Consider the following 22,389-nt stretch of genomic DNA (forward strand, 5'->3'; position numbering starts at 1 on the left):
ACAAGGACATGGCACATTTCGAACTGGTTGAGAAGATGGCCCCGAATGCGGTGATCAAGGTCGTTGGCGTGGGCGGCGGCGGCGGCAACGCCGTGGCGCACATGGTCAATGGCAGCGTGGATGGCGTGGAGTTCATCACCGCCAACACCGATTCGCAGGCGATCAAGAACTGCGGCGCCAAGCTGCAGCTGCAGCTCGGCAGCAACGTCACCAAGGGCCTGGGTGCGGGCGCGAATCCGGAAGTCGGCCGCCAGGCCGCGCTGGAAGATCGCGAGCGCATCATCGATGCGCTGGACGGCGCCGACATGGTGTTCATCACTGCCGGCATGGGCGGCGGCACCGGCACCGGCGCGGCGCCGGTCGTGGCGCAACTGGCTAAGGAGATGGGCATCCTGACCGTGGCCGTGGTCACCAAGCCGTTCCCGTTCGAAGGCCGCCGCCGCATGCAGGTCGCGCTGAAGGGCATCGAGGAACTGAGCCACCACTGCGATTCGCTGATCACGATTCCGAACGAGAAGCTGATCACCGTGCTGGGCCGCAACGCCACGATGATCCAGGCCTTCCGCGCCGCCAACGACGTGCTGCTGGGCGCCGTGCAGGGCATCGCCGACCTGATCGTCCGCCCGGGCCTGATCAACGTCGACTTCGCCGACGTGCGCACCGTGATGAGCGAAATGGGCCTGGCCATGATGGGCACCGGTTCGGCACGCGGCGACGACCGCGCGCAGGCCGCCGCCGAAGCCGCGATCCAGAACCCGCTGCTGGACGACGTCAACCTCAACGGTGCCAACGGCATCCTGGTCAACATCACCGCCGGTCCGGACTTCACCATGGCCGAGTTCGACGAAGTGGGCCGCACCATCGAAGGCTTCGCTTCGGAAGACGCCACCGTGGTGGTCGGCACCGTGCTGGACCCGGACATGCAGGACGAAGTGCGCGTGACCGTGGTGGCGACCGGCCTGAACCGCAACGCCGCTCGCCAGCCGGTCGGCCGTGGCGGCGACCTGCGCGAGCCGATGCGTGCGCCGATCAAGCTGGTCCGCGACGCCACCACCGGCATGCCGATCGACGACGGCTTCACCGTGGACCCGATCAGCGCCGCCACCAGCGGCATGGGCCTGCGTCGTGGTTCGGCCGCACCGGCATCGTCCGCACCGGCGTCGGCCCCGATCGCGGCCGACCTGCCGCCGGACTACCTGGACATCCCGGCGTTCCTGCGCCGCCAGGCGGACTGATCGCGTAGAAGTGGAACCCTCCTCCGCTTGCGGGGGAGGGCAGGGTGGGGGCAAGCGGAGTCGGTCGACGCGAATGCCATCCCGTGGGTTCGAGTAAGCGGTCTTCGACGCCCCCATCCCAACCTTCCCCCGCATGCGGGGGAAGGGGCTGTGCACTGCCATGTCCCTTCGCTGCCGGACCTTCGCCGGTCCGGCAGCCCTTTCACGACGTCCCTATCAGGTCGTTGTTGCAGGAACGGGACACACCGGTTCTTCCGTTAAGATTCAGTGGCCTGCGTGATATTCTCGCTGCCCGCTCAGGTCCCCCCTACCTGCGATTCCTTCGAATGGCCCAGCAACGCACCCTCAAGAACGTGATCCGCGCGACGGGCGTGGGGCTGCACAGTGGCGAAAAGGTCTACATGACCCTGCGCCCGGCCCCCGTGAACACCGGTATCGTGTTCCGGCGCGTCGACCTGGAGCCCGTGGTGGAGATTCCCGCCAGCGCGGGACTCGTCACCGAGACCACGCTGTGCACCGGGCTGACCTGCGAAGGCGCCAAGGTGCAGACCGTCGAGCACCTGATGTCGGCGATGGCCGGCCTCGGGGTAGACAATGCCTACGTGGAACTGTCTTCCGCGGAACTGCCGATCATGGACGGTTCCGCAGGTCCGTTCGTGTTCCTGATCCAGTCCGCCGGCATCGCCGAGCAGGACGCGCCCAAGCGTTTCATCCGCATTACCCGTCCCATCGAAGTGACCGAGGGCGACAAAGTGGCGCGCTTCGAGCCGTATGACGGCTTCAAGCTGGGCTTCACGGTGAAGTTCGACCACCCGATGATCCCGACGTCGCAGTCGCGGGCCGAAGTGGATTTCTCCACGGGTGCTTACATCAAGGAGGTCGCCCGCGCGCGCACGTTCGGTTTCATGCGCGATCTGGAGTACATGCGCGAGCGCAACCTCGGCCTGGGTGGCTCGATGGACAATGCCATCGTGCTGGACGAGTTCCGGGTGTTGAACGAGGACGGCCTGCGCTACACGGATGAATTCGTCCGCCACAAGATCCTGGATGCCATCGGCGACCTGTACCTCGCCGGGCACCCGATCCTTGGGGCTTACGAAGGCTTCAAATCGGGTCACGCCCTGAACAACAAGCTGGTCCGCGCCCTGCTGGCCGAGACCACTGCCTGGGAAGAAGTGACGTTCGAGGACCGCGCCATGCCGTCCCCGGTCATCTATGCAACGCCTGCCCTGGCGATCTGAGACGCCCGTCCTCTGCGGACGGTGACCCCGCTGTCGACCGGTTTCCCACCACCATCACGCAGTGGTGTGCGAATGGTTACGCCTTGCCGAAAGTGTGAACTGGGTCAGAAAATCTGGCCAGAAATAACACTTTTCTAACTTCAGGCTAACGCCCCGACGGGCGGTGGCCGGTACCATGCCCCGTCCCTCGTGAAGGCCGAATCAAATTTTTCGCCTTCCACGATGCCCACCCCGCGGGGTGGGAGCACCCGCGGAGTCCGGGGTGGACAGGAGGTCGAGGGCCGCTTGCAGCCCTTTGCGGGAGGCCTCCGATACAGGTACGACCGGATCTTGCGCAGGCTTCACGGGATGGAGCGGCGCGAGGCTCGTCTTGGCGGTGACTTCGGTGACCGTCAGTCCGATGGATTGGGCCGCGTTGATCAGTTCGGGGGCGGCGAGGCGAAGCCTGGCATGCCATACCGGGGAGTCGACGATAAAAACGAGCCGTTTGCCTGCCACGTTCGCCAACCGGCAATGCGGCGCCAAGGCAGGCGGCAGGCAGGGGCGAAGCTGCTGTTCCAAGGCGTCGAGCCATATGGCACGACGCACCGGGTCGGTGGCGGCATCCGTCAAGGCAGCCTGCAGGGCAGGTTGCGCGGTGCCGGTACGGCGCGGCTTGGACTTCGAATCAGACATCGGTATCTATGAGCTTTAAAACCATCGTCAACAATACGCGTACCTGGTGGGCCCATGCATCGGCCCATGGTGCCTATAGAATCCGCCTCGCGTTCCATGCCCGGCCGCTCGCCAGTGCTGCGGTGCTTGTCGCCGCCGGCCTGGTGGCCGGCGTGGGGGGGCGCAGCGCCCTCGGCATGGCGCAGGTCTCGATGCTGCAGGCCAAGGCCGAGCAGCGCGATACCGAGCTTGAGCAGGTCCGCCGTGGCGCCCAGCAGGAAATCAACGCCATGGCCGCGCGCCTGGGCGAGTTGCAGGCGCAGGCCAATCGCCTGAACGCGCTCGGTGAACGCCTCACCCGCGTGGGCCAGCTGCAGGACGGCGAGTTCGACTTCAACGAGCCGGTCGGTGTGGGCGGCAATGACGTGTCCTACGACATGAAGCCGGCCGATCTGACCGCGGGCGTGGACAAGCTGGAGAAGCAGTTCGCCGAATCCGGCCGTCAGCTGTCGGTGCTGGAAGCGCTGCTGTTCAACCGCGAACTCGACAGGAATGCGACCCCGGGCCGCATGCCCATCGCCAACAGCTACATCACCTCCGGCTTCGGCGGTCGTGCGGACCCGTTCGGCGGCGGCGGCCAGAACCACAAGGGCATCGACTTCAAGGCCCGTGTGGGTGATCCGGTGCTGTCGGTGGCCGATGGCGTGGTCAGCTTCGCCGGTGTGAAGGGTGGTTACGGCAACGTCATCGACGTTGACCATGGCAACGGCTACGTGACCCGCTATGCGCACAATTCTCGCCTCAGCGTGCGTGCCGGCGACCTGGTTCGCGTGGGCCAGGAAGTGGCCAAGGCCGGCTCGACCGGTCGCTCCACCGGTGCGCACGTGCACTTCGAAGTGTGGGAGAACGGGCGCGTGGTCAATCCGCGCAAGTTCCTGGGCGAAGGCCCGACGCCGGTGGGGCAGATCAAGCGCGGCTGACCGCGACCTGATGTGGAGCGGAGCTTGCTCCGTCGCTCTTCGGGGCGGGACCGGCATCCGGTGCTGTGTGGTGTCTAGCAAGCTCGATGCTACTGCCGTTGTCCGGGAACCATCCGGCGTCCAGTCGGTCTGACGGCCCGCCTTGATTCCCCGGGCGGCGCCCCAAGCTACAATACGGTGTTGCCAGACAGGGCGCCTTGCGCCCTGTTTCGTTTTGGGCCCGCCGAAGTCGCGCGGCCCCGGTGTCCTTTTCCTTTCCGGTTCCCTACATGATCAACAACCTGCTTACCCGCGTCTTCGGCAGCCGCAACGAGCGCCTGCTCAAGCAGCTGCACCGCACCGTCGACAAGATCAACACGCTGGAAGCGGAGCTGCAGACGCTCACCGACGAGCAGCTGAAGGCGAAGACGCCGGAGTTCCAGCAGCGCATCGCCGGCGGGGAAGCACTCGACAAGATCCTGCCCGAAGCCTTCGCGGTCTGCCGCGAAGCCAGCCGCCGCGTGCTGGGCATGCGCCACTACGACGTGCAGCTGATCGGAGGCATGGTGCTGCACCTGGGCAAGATCGCCGAAATGCGCACCGGCGAAGGCAAGACGCTGGTCGCCACCCTGCCGACCTACCTCAACGCGCTGGAAGGCAAGGGCGTGCACGTCGTCACCGTGAACGACTACCTGGCCCGCCGCGACTCCGCCTGGATGGGCCGCCTGTACAACTGGCTGGGCCTGAGCGTGGGCGTCGTCTACCCCGGCATGCCGCACGGCGACAAGAGCGCCGCCTATGCCGCCGACATCACCTACGGCACCAACAACGAATTCGGCTTCGACTACCTGCGCGACAACATGGCGATGTCGCGTGCCGACCGCTTCCAGCGCGGCCTGCACTACGCCATCGTCGACGAAGTCGACTCCATCCTGATCGACGAGGCGCGTACCCCGCTGATCATTTCGGGCCCGGCCGACGAGTCGCCCGAGCTGTACATCCGCGTCAACCGCATCGTGCCCCAACTGATCAAGCAGGAGAACGAGGAGGCCGAAGGCGACTACTGGGTCGACGAGAAGGGCAAGCAGGTGCACCTGTCCGAAGCAGGCATGGAGCATGCCGAAGAGCTGCTGCTTCAGGCCGGCATCATCAGCGAGGAAGAACCGCTGTATGGCGCCAACAACTTGTCGGTCGTGCATCACCTCAACGCGGCGTTGCGCGCGCATGCCATCTACCAGCGCGACGTGGACTACATCGTGCGCGATGGCGAAGTGGTCATCGTCGATGAGTTCACCGGCCGCACCCTGACGGGCCGTCGCTGGTCCGACGGCCTGCACCAGGCGGTCGAAGCGAAGGAAGGCGTGCCGGTCCAGCGCGAGAACCAGACGCTGGCCAGTGTGACGTTCCAGAACCTGTTCCGCATGTACAAGAAGCTGTCCGGCATGACCGGCACCGCCGATACGGAAGCCTTCGAATTCCAGAGCATCTACGGCCTGGAAGTGATCGTCATCCCGACCAACCGCCCGACCGTGCGCAAGGATTCACCCGACCAGGTGTTCCTCAACCGCCAGGGCAAGTTCAAGGCGGTGCTGGCCGACATCCAGGACTGCTACCAGCGCGGCCAGCCGGTGCTGGTCGGCACGACCTCGATCGAGACGTCGGAAATGCTGTCCGACTTCCTCAACAAGGCCGGCGTGCCGCACGAAGTGCTCAACGCCAAGCAGCACGAACGCGAAGCGCATATCGTCGCACAGGCCGGTCGTCCGGGCGCGATCACCATCGCCACCAACATGGCCGGTCGCGGTACCGACATCGTGCTGGGCGGCTCGCTGGAAGCCGAGTACGAAGCCTTGCCGGAAGGCGCGAGCGACGCCGACCGCACCGCGGTGAAGGCCGAATGGCAGAAACGCCACGACGAAGTGAAGGCCGCCGGCGGCCTGCACATCGTCGGCACCGAGCGCCACGAATCACGCCGCATCGACAACCAGTTGCGTGGCCGTTCCGGCCGCCAGGGCGATCCGGGTTCGTCCCGCTTCTACCTGTCGCTGGAAGACAACCTGATGCGCATCTTCGCCTCGGACTGGGTCCAGAAGGCGATGAAGCTGATCGGCATGAAGGAAGACGACGTCATCGAGGACAAGCTGGTCAGCAGGCAGATCGAGAAGGCGCAGCGCAAGGTGGAAGCGCACAACTTCGACATCCGCAAGAACCTGCTCGACTTCGACGACGTCAACAACGACCAGCGCAAGGTCATCTACGCGCAGCGCGATGAACTGCTCGACGCCGATTCGGTGAAGGACAACATCGATGGCATCCGCGGCGACGTGGTCGCCGAGACGGTCGCCCGTTACGTGCCGCTGAACTCGGTGGACGAGCAATGGGACCTGCAGGGCCTGGAGCGCGAGCTCGGCGAGGAAATGGGCGTGGAGCTGCCCGTGAGCCGCTGGCGCGAGGACGCCGAGGAGCTCGATGCCGAGACCATCGAACGTCGCGTGCAGGAAGCGATGGACAAGCACTTCGCCGACAAGGAAGCGGTGATCGGCGACGAGACCATGCGGGCGCTGGAAAAGCACATCATGCTGACCGTGCTGGACAAGAACTGGAAGGAGCACCTGGCGCGCATGGACTACCTGCGCCAGGGCATCCACCTGCGCGGCTACGCGCAGAAGCAGCCCAAGCAGGAGTACAAGAAGGAAGCGTTCGAACTGTTCTCCGGCATGCTGGAACGGGTGAAGAGCGAAGTGGTGACCCTGCTGTCGCGCGTCCGCATCCGCAGCGAGGAAGAAGTCGCCGCGCTGGAAGCGCAGGAACGCGCCATGGCCGAGGCACAGGCCCGGCAGATGCAGTTCCAGCACCAGGATGCCGGCGGCTACAGCGCCGACGAGGAAGCCGAGCAGGCCCGGCAGCTGGCTGCGGCGCAGGGCGGCTACGTGCAGTCGGGCCCGATGCCGGCGCACCGAGACGCCCCCAAGGTCGGTCGCAACGATCCTTGCCCCTGCGGCAGTGGCAAGAAGTACAAGCACTGCCACGGCCAGCTCGGCTGAGGCGGCGCCGCACCTCGCTTGACGGAAAAGCCGCGCACCGCGCGGCTTTTTCTTTGCGCGCGGCATCGTGTCCGGGCGAGACTATTTGCGTCTACCTGACCGTTCCCGGCAAGCTTCTTCCATGCTCACTCCGTTGCGCTCCATCCACGTCATGGCCGCCGTCATCACCGACGCGCGCGGCCGCATCCTGTTGACTCGCCGGACGGAAGGGCGCGACCTGGCGGGGCGCTGGGAGTTTCCCGGGGGCAAGCAGGAACCCGGGGAAAGCCCCGAGGATGCCTTGGTACGCGAACTGCGCGAGGAACTGGGCATCGAGGCCCGGGTCGGCGATCACCTCATCAGCGTGCCCCAGCAATACCCCGACAAGCGCCTGTGCCTGGAAGTGCGGCACCTGACCGGATGGGAAGGCGTGCCGCGCGGGCACGAAGGCCAGGCGCTGGCCTGGGTCGCACCGGACAAACTCATGCGCTACGACATGCCGCCGGCGGATCGCCCGGTGGTGGCGGCGCTCATGCAGTCGGACCGTTGTCTGGTCACGCCGGAACCCGAGGATCCGCCTCGCTGGCTGGCCTCGCTGGATCATGCGTTGTCGCAGGGTATCCGTCGCGTGCAGGTGCGTGCGCACAGCCTGTCGGGCGATGCCTGGCGATCCCTGGCGAAGGAAGCTGTCGCGCGCTGCCGCACGGCCGGCGCCGAGGTACTGCTGAACGGCGACGTGGATCTGGCGCGCGAACTGCAGGTCGGCGTCCATCTGCGTGCCACGCAACTGGTGGCGCTGTCGGAGCGGCCGCTGCCGGAGGGATTACCCGTCGCGGCGTCCTGCCATGCCGCATCGGACCTGCGGCAGGCGGAGGCGCTCGGATGCGATTTCGCGGTGGTGGGCAGCGTCTACCCGACCCTCAGCCACCCCGGCGGCGAGTCGTTGGGATGGCCGGGCTTCGCCCGCCTGCGCGAGGGTGTGTCCTTGCCGATCTACGCCATCGGCGGCATGGTGAACGAAGACATCGCCGACGCGCGCCGGCATGGTGCTCAGGGCATCGCCGCGATCCGCGGACTGTGGCCGGCCACGGACCGGGAAATGCCGTCGATGGCGTAGAGCCGAGCTTGCTCGGCGGCGGGATGCGTCTCCGACAGCTCCGGCATGAGCCAGCGAAGCAAGCTCCGCTTTACGAAGAGACGGTGGCGGCAAGCGCCAGGTAGCGCCGATGCAACTCGTCGGCGGCGTGTTGCAGGTGGCTGATGTCGCCATCGTTGACGACGATGTCATCCGCCAGCGCCAGCCGGTCCGCGCGCGAGGCCTGGGCGGCCAGCATCTTCTCCGCCAGCGCCGCGTCTATGCCGTCACGCTGCATCAACCGTGCCTTCTGCACGGCGACCGGGGTATCCACCACCACGATGCGGTGCAGCCAGGGATAGGCCTGGCGGCCACCGCCTTCGGTGAGCAGGGGGATGGTCGCGATCGCATAGGGGCTGTCGGCATGCTGGCAGAGGGCGAGCAATCGTGCGCGGATGGAAGGATGCAGGATCGCTTCCAGCGCACGCCGTTCCTTATCGTTCCCGAATACGCGGACACGCAGCGCCGCCCGGTCCAACTGGCCATCCGCCATCAGCACATCGCGCCCGAAGTGCTCCGCCACGGCGGCCAGCGCGGGTTCGCCTGGCCGGACCACCTCGCGTGCCAGCAGGTCGGCATCGGCCACCGCGATGCCGCGTGCGGCGAATGCTTTCTCAAGCGCACTTTTCCCGGAGGCGATGCCGCCGGTCAGTCCGATGAAGTAATCGCTCATGGGCGGATTATGTACGAGCGCCCGCGAGGCGCCCCTACTTCAGGCCGGCGAAACGCAGGTAGGCGTCCACGATCTGCTGACCCCAGAAGAACACGATCCAGCCCGCGATGGCCAGATAGGGGCCGAACGGGATCGGCGTGGCGCGGTCGCGGCCCCGCATCGCCAGCCAGGCCGAACCGACCACGGCACCCACCAGCGAGGAGATCAGGATGATGGGCAGCACGCCATTCAATCCCACCCAGGCGCCGAGGGCGGCGAGGAGCTTGAAATCGCCCCGGCCCATGCCTTCCTTGCCGGTGATCTGCTTGAACAGCCACCACACCAGCCACAGTGACACGTAGCCGGCGATGGCGCCCAGCAGCGCGGGCTTGGCGGGCATGTAGAGGTTGTCGAGGCTGCCGATCAGGCCCAGCCACATCAACGGCAGCGTCAGCTGGTCGGGCAGCAGCCGTGTGCGTAGGTCGATGCCACTCAGCGCCACCAAGTAGCAACTCAGCAACGCCGCGCCAAAGCCCTGCCAGCCGAAGCCGAACCGCCAGACCGAGGCCACCGCCAGCACCGCGGTCAGCAGCTCGACGAGCGGGTATTGCGGCGAGATCGGGGCCTTGCAGTGGCGACACTTGCCGCGCAGGACCAGCCAACTGAACAGCGGGATGTTCTCGTACCAGGACAGCGCCGTCTTGCAGTGCGGGCAGTGCGAGCGTTCCACCACGATGCCGGGAGGCGGCGGATCGTAGATCTCCGGCTCCTCCAGCACCTCGCGGGCGTCACGCTTCCACTCCCACTCCAGCCGCCTCGGCAGCCGCAGGATGACCACATTGAGGAAGCTGCCCACCAGCAGGCCGAGGCCTGCCACCACCGGGTACCCCAGTTCGGGGTGCTGATCCAGAAACGCCATGGATCAGCCGACCACCGTCGCCGCAATCTTGAAGATCGGCAGGTACATGCCGATGACCAGGCCACCGACCAGCACGCCGATGATGACCATGATGAAGGGCTCGATCAGGCTGGACAGCGCATCCACCGCGTTGTTGACCTCCTGCTCGAAGTACTCGGCCACCTTGAACAGCATGGTGTCCAGTGCACCGGCTTCCTCACCGATGGCGGTCATCTGCACCACCATGTGTGGGAACAGTTGGGTCTGCTTCATCGCCATGTTCAGCGGGTAGCCCACCGATACGTCATCGCGCATGCGGTGCACGGCCTTTTCATACACCGTGTTGCCGGTGGCACCGGCCACGGTGTCCAGAGCTTCGACCAGCGGTACGCCAGCCTTGAAGGTCACAGCGGTAGTGCGGGCGAAACGGGCGACCGCCGAGTTGTGCATGATCTGGCCGATCACCGGCACCTTCAGGATCAACTTGTCCACGGCATGCTGGAAAGCGGGGGACCGCTTGAAGAGGAAAAGCGTCCCGAAGATGGTGCCCGCCACCACGATCAGGATGGCCCACCACCAGCTGACCATGATGCGCGAGGCGCCCATGATCAACTGGGTGAATGCGGGAAGCTCGGTGCCGAAGCTGGCGAAGGTCTTCTCGAACTCCGGGATCACGAACATCAGGATCACCGAGGTGACCAGAATGGCGACCGCGATCACCGCTGCCGGATAGAACAGCGCCTTCTTGATCTTGCCCTTGAGGGCTTCGATGTTTTCCTTGTAGTTGGCGACAGTCTCCAGCACCGTCTCCAGCACACCGGCCGACTCGCCTGCCCGTACCAGGTTGCGGTAGAGCTCGTCGAACTGGACGGGATGCTTGCTGATCGCTTCGTGCAGCGAGGAGCCCCCTTCGATGTCGAAGCGGATCTGCTCGACCATCTTCTTCATGCGGACGTTCTTCTGTCCACTCTCGATGATCTCCAGCGACGACACGATGGGTACGCCGGATTTCATCATCGTCGCCATCTGGCGGCTGAAGAAGGCGATGTCTTTCGGCGATACCGGCTTGCCGGCGGAGCCGAACAGCGGCTTCCCCTTCACCTTGACCACGTTGGGCGTGATGCCCTGCTTGCGCAGCTCGGCGCGCAGGAAGTTGGCGTTCTTGGACTGCTGCTCGCCCTTCATCTTGACGCCGCGCTTGTCGGTGCCCTCCCAGACGAACAGGTTCAGCGGGTTCTCGCGGACGGGCGCGGAGGCGGCTTTCTTGGCGGCGGAACGGGTCACGGCCATCGGATTTCCCCTGTCCGGCTTTCCCCATCCGGACTTCATCGCCCCATGTTAGCCGGTTATCCGCCCAAGGGAAGCGCTGCGCCTGTGACGGCGGCCGGGTTTCGGTGATATGGCCGGGCCCGGCGGTCCCGAGCGGGCCGCCGCTGCGCTCCTACAACCGCTTTGGATGGAGCATCAGGTGTGGAATTGCGTGCGGGAGCCTGTCCTTCGCCTCAATCCTTGGTGACGCGGTTGATCTCGGCCAGGCTGGTGATGCCGTTGCGCACTTTCATCAACGCTGACTGGCGCAGGTCGCGGATGCCCGCCTTCTGGGCCTTTTCCGCGATCTGCATGGCATTGCCGCCTTCCAGCACGATCTCCTGGATCGCGTCGTTCATCGGCATCACCTGGTAGATGCCGGTACGGCCCTTGTAGCCGCTCGTGCACTCGTCGCAGCCCACGGCCTCGTAGACGGTGAAGCCGGCGGCGATCTCGGCCTCGCTGAAGCCTTCTGCCAGCAGCGCCTGCGGGGGCAATTGCACCGGGCGCTTGCACTTCGAGCACAGCCGGCGCGCCAGGCGCTGCGCGATGATCAGGGTCACCGAGCTGGTGATGTTGTAGGGCGCGATGCCCATGTTCATCAGGCGGGCGATGGTCTGCGGTGCATCGTTCGTGTGCAGCGTGGACAGCACCATGTGGCCTGTCTGCGCGGCCTTGATCGCGATTTCGGCGGTTTCCAGGTCGCGGATTTCGCCGACCATGATGATGTCCGGATCCTGGCGCAGGAAGCTGCGCAGGGCGGCGGCGAAGGTCATGCCGCGGCGGTTGTTCTGCTGTACCTGGTTGACGCCGGGCAGGCGGATTTCCACCGGGTCCTCGGCGGTGGAGATGTTGCGCGTCTCGTCGTTGAGGATGCCCAGTGCGGTATACAGCGACACGGTCTTGCCCGAGCCGGTGGGGCCGGTGACCAGCACCATGCCGTAGGGCTTCTGGATGGCCTCCTCGAACAGCTTCTGCTGGTCGGGCTCGTAGCCCAGCTTGTCGATGCCCAGCTTGGCGGCGCTGCCGTCCAGGATACGCAGCACCACCTTCTCGCCGAACAGCGTGGGCAGCGTGCTGACGCGGAAGTCCATCTGCTTGCTCTTGGACAGGTTCAGCTTGATGCGGCCGTCCTGCGGTACGCGCTTCTCGGCGATGTCCAGTTGCGCCATCACCTTGATGCGCGCGGCAATGCGGTCCTTCAGCTTGGTCGGCGCCTTGGCGACCTGCTTCAGGATGCCGTCCACGCGCAGCCGCACGCGGTAGTCGTTTTCGTACGGCTCGAAGTGGATGTCCGAGGCGCCGCGCTTGATGGCATCCACCAGGACCTTGTTGACGAACTTCACGACCGGCGTGTCGTCGCCCTTCGAGTCGACCGCATTGTCGGTACCGCCGTCCTCATCGGAAGCATCCACCTCCAGGCTTTCCAGCCCGTCGTCGTCATCGCCGAAGTTGCTGGACAGGGTGTTGGCGGCGTTCTGCCATTGTTCGAGGGTACGACGCAGCTGGTCCTCGTCCACCAGCACCGGCTCGACGATCAGGTTGGTGTGGAACTTGATCTCGTCCAGTGCGCCATGACTGCGGGTGGGATCGGCGACACCGACGAAGAGCTTGTTGCCGCGCTTGAAGAGGGGGAGCACCTGGTGCTTCTGCACCAGTTCCTCGCTGACCAGCTTGAGTGCGCTGTGGGTCGGGTCGAATGCCGTTGCATCCAGCAGCGGCATACCGAATTCCATGGCATTGGCGGCTGCCAGTTGGGGCGCGGTGACCAGTCGCTTTTCTGCGATCCATTGCGGCAGCGGGAGTTTGGCCTCGGTGGCGTTCGCCATCGCAGCGCGGGCAGCGGCTTCGTCCAGCGCTCCGTCCTGCACCAGTCGGCGGGCGATGCCGGTGATGCCTACGAGATTGGGGGCGGCGACTGCGTTCATGGCGAATCTGGTCCTGTGACAACGGCGGGCACTTTAATTCAAGTCGTCCACGCATGGTTCTGCAGAGGGCGGTGATATCGGCATCCGGGTGCAGGTGTCTGCACGACCGGGATGGTTCATTCGAGCTGGCAGTCGCCCGTGGTCATGTTGCAGACCGCTTGGCGGTCGCCCGGCGCCAGCGGTGTTCCCGAGATCGCTACGCCCTCGGCGGTGGCGTCATCCGCGTTCTGGCAGGCGGCGCGTGGGGCAGCGTCGGGAGCGTCACCGTTGCGGATGACCGCCAGTGAGATGCCGGCATAGGCCTCCATCTCGGCCAGGCAGGCATTCTCCGCGCTGCGGACGCGATATCCGTTGTAAGCGGGAAGCGAAATGGCGGCCAGGATCCCGATGATCGCAACGACGGTCATGAGTTCGATCAATGTGAAGCCTCGTGCATCGCGACGCATGCTGTCCACCTGTTGTAGGGTCCCTTGACGTTTAACACATGCAAGTAGCGAGCCAACTCTAGACGAGCGGGGCAAGTAAACGGTAGGCGCTCGGGTGAATCTGTGACGGGTGTCGGTGGAAGGTTGTTGCGGCGGCCCGTCCGCCGGTTCCGTGCCGTCCAGCAGCCAGCTCGAGGGGTGATGGTGGGGCCATGGGGCAACGCGCCGCGGCCCGGTCCGATGGGTTCCCCGTGGCCGGGGCTTCCGGATACCCTATCGCAAAGGGGAAAAAAATGACCATATCCGTCATCCTGCCTGCCAAGAACGAGGCAGAGGGTCTGCGCCGCACGCTGCCGGCATTGCGCGAGCGCATGCCTCACGCGGAGATCATCGTGGTGGACGACGGTTCGACCGACGCGACCGCCGAGGTGGCTGCATCGTTCGGTGCGAAGGTGTTGTCTTCCCCGTATTCCATGGGCAACGGCGCCGCCATCAAGCGCGGGGCGCGCGCAGCGGCGGGCGATGTCCTGGTTTTCATGGATGCCGATGGTCAGCACGACCCGGCTTGCATCGCGCCCCTGCTGGAGACGCTGGAGCAGGGCTATGACATGGTGGTGGGGGCTCGCGACTGGGCCGGGCAGGCCGGGGTCCATCGTGGGGCAGCGAATGCTTTCTACAACTGGCTGGCCAGTCGCATGACGGGCTTCGACGTCAAGGACCTGACGTCGGGATTCCGGGCGGTGCGCGCTGAGCGGTTCCGGGAGTTCATCCACTTGTTGCCCAATGGGTTCAGCTACCCGACCACCAGCACCATGGCATTCTTCCGCAGTGCCTATCCGGTGGCGTACATGCCCATCCCGGTCGCCAAGCGGCTGGGCAAGAGCCACATCCGCCCGATCAGGGATGGCATCCGGTTCCTGCTGATCATCTTCAAAATTGCCACGCTGTATTCGCCGTTGAAATTGTTCGCACCCACGGCGATTACGTTTTTCATGATCGGTCTTGGCTATTACGGGTACACCTTCACCACGCAAGGTCGCTTCACCAATATGAGTGCGTTGCTGTTCAGTGCCTCGGTAATCGTGTTCCTGATCGGATTGATCTCGGAGCAGATCACATCCCTGACCTACAAGCGCGATGCGTGACGCGAGCTTGTCTCAGCGTTCACCAGAGGAAGAAAGTCTTCTCTGCGCGAGCAGGACAAAAGTCCCGCTCAATAGCAGTTCGGCGATCACAGTCAGTAGCCGGATCAGCGCGACTGACACGACAGCAATTGGCAAAGGCATCAGTGTCTGCAGCAGGCCTACCAGTACAGCTTCGCGTACCCCAATGCCTGCGGGGGCGAATAGCGCGAGCATTCCCATGAGCCCCGCAAAGTAATAGAACACGGTGATCTCGACGATGAGCGCGGGAGAGATCGTGGTGAATGCGAGGATTGCCAGGAGCAAGCTGGCGCCATGCAACGTCATGACGACAGTCTGCAATCCAACAACCTTCATGAGGAGCGCGCTGTCAGCGCGGGTCTTCGGGGGGGAGAGGCTTCCGAGTGATTTGAAGCGGCTAAAGAACTTGCGCAGGAATGGGCCTGAGGACAGGAGCAAAAGGGCTGCAAGTGCTACGGCGATCAATGTCAGGTGAAGCGGGCTGAGGGCGACGAATCCTAGCGCCGAGAAAACCAGTATGAAGAAGCAGACAGAAATCAGCGACGACGCTGTTTCGATGTATAGCGCGACGCCTGCCTTGCTGCGATGGGCCGATTCATACCCATCTACACGAAGATAGATCGTGGCGATCTTCCCTGGCACGTAACGCCCGAGTCGCGAAACCGACCAGATCCGTGCATGCGAAAGCCAGCTCGCATGTGCGCCGTAGTGGGACGCTATGCCTATCCAGATGGCGATGTTAAGCAGGTAGGCAAGCAGCACGAAAATCAGTGACAGGGGGATGAAAGTCCAGTCGAACTGGTAGCCGTATGACAAGATCTCGCGCGCATTCTTCAGGAGGTAAGTCGCGACGAATGCGATCACCGCCACCCACAGCAATGGCTTGAGCTTCCGATAGTCAGGTTTCATCGCGCGAATCTTTGACTGCGATCGCGATGGTCTGGTGGCACCATGGTCGAGGGAATGGAATCAACCCGAGAAAAGGTACGGGAAAGCCGCCGGAATGCAGTTCTACGTCGCAGAATCCGCTGTTCTCCATCATCCGTATGAGCCAGCGCTGCGGATACAGGCAAAGATGTTCGGTTGTGTAGAAGTAATTTCTGTTGAGCGTGATGGTCAGCAGGCGCTCGATCGGGGAATTCGGGTTTGGAGTGGAAAGGACAATTCGCCCCTTTTCACTGAGCAGCGAGCGGCAGCTCCGCAGGAAGGCATGTGGCTGCTCGACGTGTTCAAGGATTTCTCCGGCCAAGATGGCGTCAAATCTTCGTCCGGAGAAGATGTGGGTCATGTCGTGAGCGTCGCCCGCCACGCTCTCATGATAGTTGCGCGGAAGCGAGCGCTGATTGAGGTCGAAGCCGACCACGTTCTCGTTGAGGAGAAAGGGATTGGGTGATTGCGCCCAGCCGATGTCGAGTACAGATTGGCAGCCTTCGACGAGCTTGGCCATGCGCTTCATTCGCAATGACTCGTCCAGATGAATCGACATCGGCGGTGAGGCCTCTTGGGGTTGAGGGGCAGTCAGCGATTCAGGGTGCTGAGAACCTGTTGGACGACGAATGCTGCGACATTCTCGCAGTCCCTTAGCATTCTGTCTCTGGCTTCACGGTATGCCTCGGTGCGCATGCCCAACAGCCAGTTGAGACCGTGCTGTAGCGATTCGGTGTCGAGCGAGTGGATGTTCTTGACCAGGCCGTACTTCGACTCCTGCTCATCCGTGTAGCCTCTTCGACTGTTCGCCATGTAAATGGCCGGCACTCCGAGTACCGCGCATTCCGACGCCATCGTGGCGCTTTCTCCAAAGTACCCGGTGCAGAACGCCATCAGGTGATGCATATGGAGTGCTGGCCCGCGATACAGGAACCGCTTCAGGTGGGGTGGCAATTCGGCTTCGGATGACACGATGACTTTGCCATGTGCGGAAAGCCGCTCGATGGCGGCTTCCATTAGCGCAGGGCTTAGGCCACGGTCGCCGATGTCGTGATTGGCGGTCCACGAAACAAGACGGACGAGGTAGGTAGGGCGATGCTCATCCAGTCCAGCCTCCAGTGCCGTCGCGCGATCAGGTTTGAACCAGCGAGGGTCGAGATAGCTCAGCTCGTGATAACCCGGGTAACGAACAGTCTTGCCCCTCGGCGTCCACCCGCTGTAGCAGTTCGGCACCACCACGCGCGTGGCCAGTGGATAGGTAATCCGATTCTGCATGCTTGCCATTTCGGTGTCGTAGAAGACGACGCTTGGAATGCGCGAAATGAACGCGGATTGCGCGGCGAATGTGCCACCCAAGGCGACGGCGATGTCTGCCTTGGTCCTGCGGATGTGCTGCGTTAGTAGCAGGTTGCGCCGCACCAGCTCGCTCGCTAGTCCGAGCGGTGTGCGCGCCGCTTCGCCCAGTGATTTGTGGGGGATATCGAGTGAATCCAGAATCTCGATAGCGACGTCTTTGTTGCGCGACGTTACTGAAACTTGGTGGCCTTCTTGTGTCCACAGGTGGATGGGTACACGAAAAAAATGCGCGTGCGCAGGGTGACAGACGTCAACGAGAATTCGGGCCATGGTCTTGTCTTGGTCTCGCGGGATTGGATACCGTCAACGCGCGGAAAACTGCGCTGCGTCCGTTGCAGCGATCTTGCTTGCGCCGATTACTAGTGGTTGGCGTTTTCCTGCAATCTGCTTCGTGCGATGCCGACCTGCTCGATCTTCCGGGCCAGATCCGGTCTCCCCTTGGCCCTAAGTTCGGCGGCAAGTTGCAGAGGAAAGGGGTCATTGGGCGGATTGGCGTAGATCGCTGCTTCAAAGTGTGGAAGAGCAAGCTCAGGCTCAGCAAGATCCTCCATGATGAAGTAGCCCGTCGCAGCGGCATTGAATGCGCCTAGTGCTCTGCGGTTCAGCAGGCCGGAGAATGTCTCGATGAGTTCTTGCTTGTCCAGTTGCACACCTTTCCGCGCGTGAAACGTCAGGATCATGAAGATCCTGGCGTTGTCGCGCGTCATTGGAACGGTCTCCATCCGGCGCTGAAGGCTATCCCAGTCTTGAGGTGTAATGCTTCCCTGAAGCGACTTCAGCACTATCAGCAGGGTCTGGCTATTGAGCGAATCCGGTGCTGCTGCCGAGCCCGCGCTGCAGGTCCTGATAGCTTGGTCCAGGCGCGGATTCCCTTTGACTGCACCACCTCCCGCATTGAAGTAGCTTGCGCAGAGTTGAGTCCACGCGCGTCCAGAGCCGCTCGCCTGCTCGGTAGCTTGGCGAGCGATGCCCTGGTTGCTGGCCCACGTGTGCGCGCGGAACAGGGTGGCGCCTGACAGTGCAACAAGGGCGGCCGCACAAGCGATGACTTGTAGAGAAGGCTTTAGCCGCAGGCGAACGGCGGCATGGGCTAGCAAGCTTCCCAGGGCGAGTACTGCTCCTATCAAAGCAAAGTGGTTGCGGTGCTCAAAGGCGAGTTCAAGCCCGATGACGTTGCTCGTAATGAAATGGGCACCGAAATACAAGAACACGCCAAACGAGAAGAGGGGCAAACGCGCGCGCAAGCGCCATGCAAGGCCAATCAGGGCCAGCACCGTAGCGATGGCAGGCACGGTCGTCCAAGGGTGTAGCAAGTTGCGGGAAGGTTGAATCCAGTCGTAGTAGAACGGCATGTGTCCTGGCAAGGGCAACAAGATTTGCCACAGGTAGAGACACAGCACCCTTCCCTGCGTGAGCACGCGTTCGCCGGCAGTATAGTCGCGGCCTAGATACGCCTTCCCCTCCCAGAAATGGGGGACGATCACAAACAGGTAGGCGGCCGTGCCAATCAGCGCCGCGAGCAAGTAGCCACGGCGCAGCCAACTGGCTTGTCGCTGATCGGCTGATGCGAAGCGCAGCACCGTCAGCTCCATGGCCAAGGTGTATAGGGGAAAAAGTGCGGAGTCCTCCTTGCAGCCCATCGCGACGACCCATAGCAACAGCGCAAGCAATAGGTTTGTCCGGCCGGAGCGGCCTTCGATTTGCGCGTGTCGCGCCTGAAGGTATGCCCACAGTGCGAGCACAAGAAACAGGGTGCCCATGGTCTGGAGGCGCTGGACCACATACAGGACCGACGACACCTGGAGGGGATGTGCCGCCCAAATCAGCGTGAGCAAAGGGGCCATCCACCGAGCCCGCGCAGCAGTGACGCCTGCCGTCAGCAACAGGCTACGGAAGAACCACGCCAAGACAACGGCAGTGATCGCATGGAGCAGGATGTTCGAGGTCTTGAACGCGCCGGGCGCCGGGCCATCCGCTCGCCAGTAGTCCATCGCGAACGTCAGCATCGGCAATGAGCGCGTCGTGCCGGACAGTTGCAGGCCAGTCAACACCTTCGTTAGGGTCTCGGCATTCAGCTGAGTTAGATGAAGAACCTCGTTTGTCGTGATGTTCGGGATGTCATCGAAAATGAACTCGCCCGGCAAGCCGGGCGTGAACAGTAGCGCCGCAAACAGTGCGACAAGCAGGCTAGCGATCAGGAACCGGCCATTGGCAGAGAGCGTGCGCATGCAGGGGATTGGCGTAGTAGCGTTGGAGTGCCGATGATCGCACGCCGCTGACGCCCAGGGGCGTGCGGCGTTGCCGCGGCAGGGGTTACCCCGCGAGGGCATCTCGGATATCAATATGGAGAGCAAGTGCTCTCGTCTCGCGGTCGTGCCGTCATGTTCGCCTAGTTTCCGGCTAGGGGACGCGGGGCACAGGGACTCTGACCTTGCTTGGAAGCCGGCGATGCAGCGCCTTCATGTAAGTCCGCTAGTTGAGCTCGCAGGTGCCACTGTCCATTTCGCAGGTCGTCGTCCTGTCGCCAGGCGTCTGCGGGGTTCCAGTGATCGGGGTGTCCATGTCCGTAGCAGTATCGATGTCGGAGCAAGCTCCCAGGACTGGGGGGGCTGGAGTCATCTGGTTATACATCGCGGTCAATGCGAAGCTGGCGTAGTTCTTTGTCTCAGCCAGACAGGCGCTCTCCGCAGAACGTATGCGGTAATTGTTGTAGGCCGGCAATGCAATGGCAGCCAGAATTGCGATGATGGCCACCACGATCATCAATTCGATCAGCGTGAAGCCGCGAGCGGTACTGCGCATGGCTAAATCCCCTAGGCAATGATTGCCTTGCCTGCTGCATAAGCAAGTAATCGGCCAAAAAAGCGGGGCCGGAATCGCCGGAAACCGATTCCGTGACTGTCGTCACCTATCTTCGTATGCTCGATAAAGCGCGGCGGCCATCAAGTCATCAAAACGAAGAAGGCCCCTCTCGCGAGGGGCCTTCCACACCAGCGTCCGAAGGGAGCGACGGCCCGGAAAGGCGTCGCGTTCCTCAGATTAGTTGATCGAGCACGTACCGGACTGCGTATCGCAGGTCGGATCACGCTCACCCGGAGCAGCAGACGTGTAGTTGCCGGCACGGGCATCAGCTTCGGTCGTACCATCGCACGCGGCCGCAGTCCACGTCGGCAGGGTCATGTCGGACACCGAGGCCGCGATGTACGAGTTCATGTACGCCTTAGCTTCGCCGAGGCAGGCATTCTCAGCCGAACGGATGCGGTAGTTGTTGTACGCCGGCAGCGCGATGGCGGCCAGGATGGCGATGATCGCGACGACGATCATCAGTTCGATCAGGGTGAAGCCCTGGGCGTTCTTCTTCATGGTGTTTCCCCTTTCAGGATTGGCTTGATGGTTAGGGACACAAGCCCCGTGTCCCTACATGGACCGTGGGCGCCGCGTTTAAACGACGCGTGCACGGGATGTAGAGCAGGTTGCGTGCCAACTTCTGATACCCCCAGCGATTCCCCCACACTTCCCCGGAAGGAAACCCTGACGCCGAAGTCGGGCGGGACTATCGCATCATTCCCGGCCGTTGTGTATCGGGAATCGTGGTCAATGCCGGAGCAGTTCACAGATTGCGACATCGGCCTGTCGGGGGGGGGGCGCGTCAATCCAATGGCGCTTGCATGGCAATGTGACTGTCTGCGTCATAAAGTGACATGAAAGGTCACCCGGGTCACTGTGGGATGCGGCGCACGTTTGTGCGGAGGCACATATATAAGGCGTCTCCGCAGGCCGCGTCCCGCGCATCGCGGATGCAGGCGCGGCATCCCACAGCACCCCGGTGCACGACATACGTCGTGCAGGAGCGCCCTTCGGCGCGATGCTTTCGCGAGTGACCCATCCAGGAGCGCCGAGCCCGTGCCGATCTGCGGGTGCGTGGGCAATGGCGCGCGGGGCGCGCCGGCCTACTCCATCCCCAGCTTCTTCAGCTTGTAGCGCAGCGCCCGGAAGGTGATGCCCAACTGGGCAGCGGCCTTGGTCTTGTTCCAGCGGTTCTCTTCCAGCGCCTTCTGGATCGCAGCGCGTTCCAGTTGCTCGATGTACTCGGGCAGGGCGCCGGCCGCGGGGTCCACGTCCACAGCGCCCGGGACATCGCGGATCACTTCCCCCGGGCTGAAATCGCCACCGAACTTCTTGCCGGCCGGCGCCTGCGGCAGATAGAGGTCGTCGATCTCGATGCTGTGGCCCTCGGACATGGCCAGCGCGCGCTCAAGGATGTTCTCCAGTTCGCGCACATTGCCCGGGAACGGGTAGCGGCCCAGCGCTTCCATCGCCTCCGGCGACACCGACGGCGCCATGCGGCCGTGTTGGGCCGCCAGGCGTTCGAGGACGGCGCTGGTCAGCTGGGCCAGGTCGCCCGTGCGCTCGCGCAGCGGCGGCACCCGCAGTTCGATCACGTTGATGCGGTAGTACAGGTCATGGCGGAAGCGGCCGTCGGCGGCCAGTTCGCCAAGATCCTTGTGGGTAGCCGACAGGATGCGTACGTCCACCTGCGCTTCGCCGGACGCACCCACCGGGCGCACCGCTTTCTCCTGGATGGCCCGCAACAGCTTGACCTGCATGGGCAGCGGCAGCTCGGCCACTTCATCCAGGAACAGCGTGCCGCCACTGGCAGCCTGGAACAGGCCCTGTTTGTCGGCGTGCGCGCCGGTGAAGCTGCCCTTCTTGTGGCCGAAGAACTCGCTTTCCATCAGCTCGGCGGGAATCGCGCCGCAGTTGACCGGAATGAACGGACCGGCAGCGCGCGCACCCTGCTCATGGATGGTGCGGGCCACCAGCTCCTTGCCGGTGCCGGACTCGCCCATGATGTAGACCGGCGCCTGGCTGCGCGCCACCTTGCCGATCGTCTCGCGCAACGCATCCATCGCAGCCGACGTGCCCAGCAGGCGGCTGGCCTGTTCGGGCGGGGGCGGGGGCGGCGGAGCGCGATCGGTGTTGTTCAGTTCCAGCGCGTGCTTGACCAGCCCACGCAGGACGGCGAGGTCCACGGGCTTGCTGACGAAATCGAAGGCGCCGGCCTTCAGGGCTTCCACCGCCAGCTCGATGTTGCCGAACGCCGTGATCATGGCGACCGGCGTATTGGGATAGTTGCGGGAGATCTCGCCGACCAGGTCGATGCCGTTGCCATCGGGCAGGCGCATGTCGGTGAAACAGAGGTCGTAGGTGTTGCGGGCCAGCAGCTCGCGGGCTTCACCTACATTGGCAGCGGTATCGATGCGCAGGCCCATGCGGCCCAGCGTCAGCGTCAGCAGTTCGCGGATGTCGCGCTCGTCGTCGACGATCAGGGCGCTACGGCTTTGATTCATGCATCCCCCCTATTGCCCCTGTGCAGGCAGTGTACCGGCTGAATGTGAATCATGGTAGGCAACGGCCCGTGATCGTGGCGTGGCATGCGCGCGGGCCTTCCCGGAGCAGCACGCCCGGGTGTGATGCGTCCTTG

The 22,389-nt window shown here is 63.8% G+C and carries 16 protein-coding genes and 3 pseudogenes; 6 read left to right on the plus strand and 13 right to left on the minus strand.

Going from position 1 to position 22,389, the window contains the following annotated elements; genetic code table 11:
* The first annotated feature begins 8 nt into the window (after positions 1-8).
* Both ftsZ and lpxC read left to right on the plus strand, forming a co-directional pair.
* Positions 9-1,235, plus strand: a complete 1,227-nt coding sequence (gene ftsZ, locus FB548_RS15550) for a cell division protein FtsZ (RefSeq protein ID WP_142125705.1) — start codon at positions 9-11, stop codon at positions 1,233-1,235.
* 326 nt (positions 1,236-1,561) lie between these two features.
* Complete coding sequence (lpxC, locus tag FB548_RS15555; protein ID WP_142125706.1) at positions 1,562-2,476, plus strand: UDP-3-O-acyl-N-acetylglucosamine deacetylase; 915 nt, start codon at positions 1,562-1,564, stop codon at positions 2,474-2,476.
* 201 nt (positions 2,477-2,677) lie between these two features.
* On the opposite strand, the gene FB548_RS15560 is transcribed toward lpxC, so the two are convergent.
* Positions 2,678-3,151 carry a DUF721 domain-containing protein gene (locus tag FB548_RS15560; protein WP_142125707.1) on the minus strand — a complete coding sequence of 158 codons (474 nt, stop codon included), beginning with the start codon at positions 3,149-3,151 and terminating at the stop codon, positions 2,678-2,680.
* 8 nt (positions 3,152-3,159) lie between these two features.
* Here FB548_RS15560 and FB548_RS15565 point away from each other — a divergent pair, with 8 nt between their 5' ends.
* From FB548_RS15565 to FB548_RS15575, 3 genes are all read left to right on the plus strand, one after another.
* Positions 3,160-4,110 carry a M23 family metallopeptidase gene (locus FB548_RS15565; protein ID WP_142125708.1) on the plus strand — a complete coding sequence of 317 codons (951 nt, stop codon included), beginning with the start codon at positions 3,160-3,162 and terminating at the stop codon, positions 4,108-4,110.
* A 269-nt stretch (positions 4,111-4,379) separates the two neighbouring features.
* The gene (gene secA, locus FB548_RS15570) at positions 4,380-7,133 is read left to right on the plus strand and encodes a preprotein translocase subunit SecA (RefSeq protein WP_142125709.1); all 2,754 of its coding nucleotides are present in this window, start codon (positions 4,380-4,382) and stop codon (positions 7,131-7,133) included.
* A gap of 121 nt (positions 7,134-7,254) precedes the next feature.
* Positions 7,255-8,229, plus strand: coding sequence for a Nudix family hydrolase (locus tag FB548_RS15575; RefSeq protein ID WP_142125710.1), 975 nt, complete (start codon positions 7,255-7,257; stop codon positions 8,227-8,229).
* Between the two features lie 70 nt (positions 8,230-8,299).
* Here FB548_RS15575 and coaE read toward each other — a convergent pair whose 3' ends face one another.
* The 5 genes and pseudogenes from coaE to FB548_RS18905 form a co-directional block, all read right to left on the minus strand.
* Entirely contained in the window at positions 8,300-8,920 is a 621-nt protein-coding gene (gene coaE / locus FB548_RS15580; RefSeq protein WP_142125711.1) for a dephospho-CoA kinase, read from the minus strand.
* A gap of 34 nt (positions 8,921-8,954) precedes the next feature.
* Positions 8,955-9,818, minus strand: a complete 864-nt coding sequence (locus FB548_RS15585) for an A24 family peptidase (protein WP_142125712.1) — start codon at positions 9,816-9,818, stop codon at positions 8,955-8,957.
* 3 nt (positions 9,819-9,821) lie between these two features.
* Positions 9,822-11,087 carry a type II secretion system F family protein gene (locus tag FB548_RS15590; RefSeq protein ID WP_142125713.1) on the minus strand — a complete coding sequence of 422 codons (1,266 nt, stop codon included), beginning with the start codon at positions 11,085-11,087 and terminating at the stop codon, positions 9,822-9,824.
* A gap of 212 nt (positions 11,088-11,299) precedes the next feature.
* Entirely contained in the window at positions 11,300-13,033 is a 1,734-nt protein-coding gene (gene pilB, locus FB548_RS15595; RefSeq protein WP_142125714.1) for a type IV-A pilus assembly ATPase PilB, read from the minus strand.
* Positions 13,034-13,338: 305 nt separating this feature from the next.
* Positions 13,339-13,479, minus strand: a pseudogene (locus FB548_RS18905) (prepilin-type N-terminal cleavage/methylation domain-containing protein); the annotation flags it as partial.
* Positions 13,480-13,751: 272 nt separating this feature from the next.
* On the opposite strand from FB548_RS18905, the gene FB548_RS15605 reads away from it, so the two are divergent.
* Positions 13,752-14,603 (plus strand): glycosyltransferase family 2 protein, encoded by an 852-nt coding sequence (locus FB548_RS15605; protein WP_142125916.1) that lies wholly within the window; start codon positions 13,752-13,754, stop codon positions 14,601-14,603.
* Between the two features lie 12 nt (positions 14,604-14,615).
* On the opposite strand, the gene FB548_RS15610 is transcribed toward FB548_RS15605, so the two are convergent.
* From FB548_RS15610 to FB548_RS15640, 7 genes and pseudogenes are all read right to left on the minus strand, one after another.
* On the minus strand, positions 14,616-15,530 hold the full coding sequence (locus tag FB548_RS15610) for a lysylphosphatidylglycerol synthase domain-containing protein (protein WP_142125716.1): 915 nt from the start codon (positions 15,528-15,530) through the stop codon (positions 14,616-14,618).
* Positions 15,520-16,068 (minus strand): class I SAM-dependent methyltransferase, encoded by a 549-nt coding sequence (locus FB548_RS15615; RefSeq protein WP_185742136.1) that lies wholly within the window; start codon positions 16,066-16,068, stop codon positions 15,520-15,522. Before FB548_RS15615 ends, FB548_RS15610 begins: the two co-directional genes overlap by 11 nt.
* Positions 16,069-16,139: 71 nt before the next feature.
* Complete coding sequence (locus FB548_RS15620; protein ID WP_142125718.1) at positions 16,140-17,174, minus strand: DUF354 domain-containing protein; 1,035 nt, start codon at positions 17,172-17,174, stop codon at positions 16,140-16,142.
* 89 nt (positions 17,175-17,263) lie between these two features.
* Positions 17,264-19,132 carry a hypothetical protein gene (locus tag FB548_RS15625; RefSeq protein WP_142125719.1) on the minus strand — a complete coding sequence of 623 codons (1,869 nt, stop codon included), beginning with the start codon at positions 19,130-19,132 and terminating at the stop codon, positions 17,264-17,266.
* Between the two features lie 460 nt (positions 19,133-19,592).
* Positions 19,593-19,706 (minus strand): annotated as a pseudogene (locus FB548_RS18910) (prepilin-type N-terminal cleavage/methylation domain-containing protein); the annotation flags it as partial.
* Positions 19,707-20,174: 468 nt separating this feature from the next.
* Positions 20,175-20,267, minus strand: a pseudogene (locus tag FB548_RS18915) (prepilin-type N-terminal cleavage/methylation domain-containing protein); the annotation flags it as partial.
* Positions 20,268-20,854: 587 nt separating this feature from the next.
* A complete protein-coding gene (locus tag FB548_RS15640) occupies positions 20,855-22,255 on the minus strand; it encodes a sigma-54 dependent transcriptional regulator (RefSeq protein WP_142125722.1) in 1,401 nt (466 codons plus the stop codon).
* Positions 22,256-22,389: the final 134 nt, after the last annotated feature.

Origin of the sequence: Pseudoxanthomonas sp. 3HH-4 (assembly GCF_006716465.1) — a bacterium.
Taxonomy (GTDB): Bacteria; Pseudomonadota; Gammaproteobacteria; order Xanthomonadales; family Xanthomonadaceae; genus Pseudoxanthomonas_A.

Excerpts from the sequence above, each read along its gene's own strand:
- lpxC (WP_142125706.1), top strand. The coding sequence starts at position 1,562 with ATGGCCCAGCAACGCACCCTCAAGAACGTGATCCGCGCGACGGGCGTG.
- FB548_RS15605 (WP_142125916.1), top strand. The coding sequence starts at position 13,752 with ATGACCATATCCGTCATCCTGCCTGCCAAGAACGAGGCAGAGGGTCTG.
- FB548_RS15625 (WP_142125719.1), bottom strand. The coding sequence starts at position 19,132 with ATGCGCACGCTCTCTGCCAATGGCCGGTTCCTGATCGCTAGCCTGCTT.
- FB548_RS15640 (WP_142125722.1), bottom strand. The coding sequence starts at position 22,255 with ATGAATCAAAGCCGTAGCGCCCTGATCGTCGACGACGAGCGCGACATC.
- FB548_RS15620 (WP_142125718.1), bottom strand. The coding sequence starts at position 17,174 with ATGGCCCGAATTCTCGTTGACGTCTGTCACCCTGCGCACGCGCATTTT.
- FB548_RS15585 (WP_142125712.1), bottom strand. The coding sequence starts at position 9,818 with ATGGCGTTTCTGGATCAGCACCCCGAACTGGGGTACCCGGTGGTGGCA.
- secA (WP_142125709.1), top strand. The coding sequence starts at position 4,380 with ATGATCAACAACCTGCTTACCCGCGTCTTCGGCAGCCGCAACGAGCGC.
- FB548_RS15560 (WP_142125707.1), bottom strand. The coding sequence starts at position 3,151 with ATGTCTGATTCGAAGTCCAAGCCGCGCCGTACCGGCACCGCGCAACCT.
- coaE (WP_142125711.1), bottom strand. The coding sequence starts at position 8,920 with ATGAGCGATTACTTCATCGGACTGACCGGCGGCATCGCCTCCGGGAAA.
- ftsZ (WP_142125705.1), top strand. The coding sequence starts at position 9 with ATGGCACATTTCGAACTGGTTGAGAAGATGGCCCCGAATGCGGTGATC.
- FB548_RS15615 (WP_185742136.1), bottom strand. The coding sequence starts at position 16,068 with ATGGCCAAGCTCGTCGAAGGCTGCCAATCTGTACTCGACATCGGCTGG.
- FB548_RS15590 (WP_142125713.1), bottom strand. The coding sequence starts at position 11,087 with ATGGCCGTGACCCGTTCCGCCGCCAAGAAAGCCGCCTCCGCGCCCGTC.
- pilB (WP_142125714.1), bottom strand. The coding sequence starts at position 13,033 with ATGAACGCAGTCGCCGCCCCCAATCTCGTAGGCATCACCGGCATCGCC.
- FB548_RS15565 (WP_142125708.1), top strand. The coding sequence starts at position 3,160 with ATGAGCTTTAAAACCATCGTCAACAATACGCGTACCTGGTGGGCCCAT.
- FB548_RS15610 (WP_142125716.1), bottom strand. The coding sequence starts at position 15,530 with ATGAAACCTGACTATCGGAAGCTCAAGCCATTGCTGTGGGTGGCGGTG.
- FB548_RS15575 (WP_142125710.1), top strand. The coding sequence starts at position 7,255 with ATGCTCACTCCGTTGCGCTCCATCCACGTCATGGCCGCCGTCATCACC.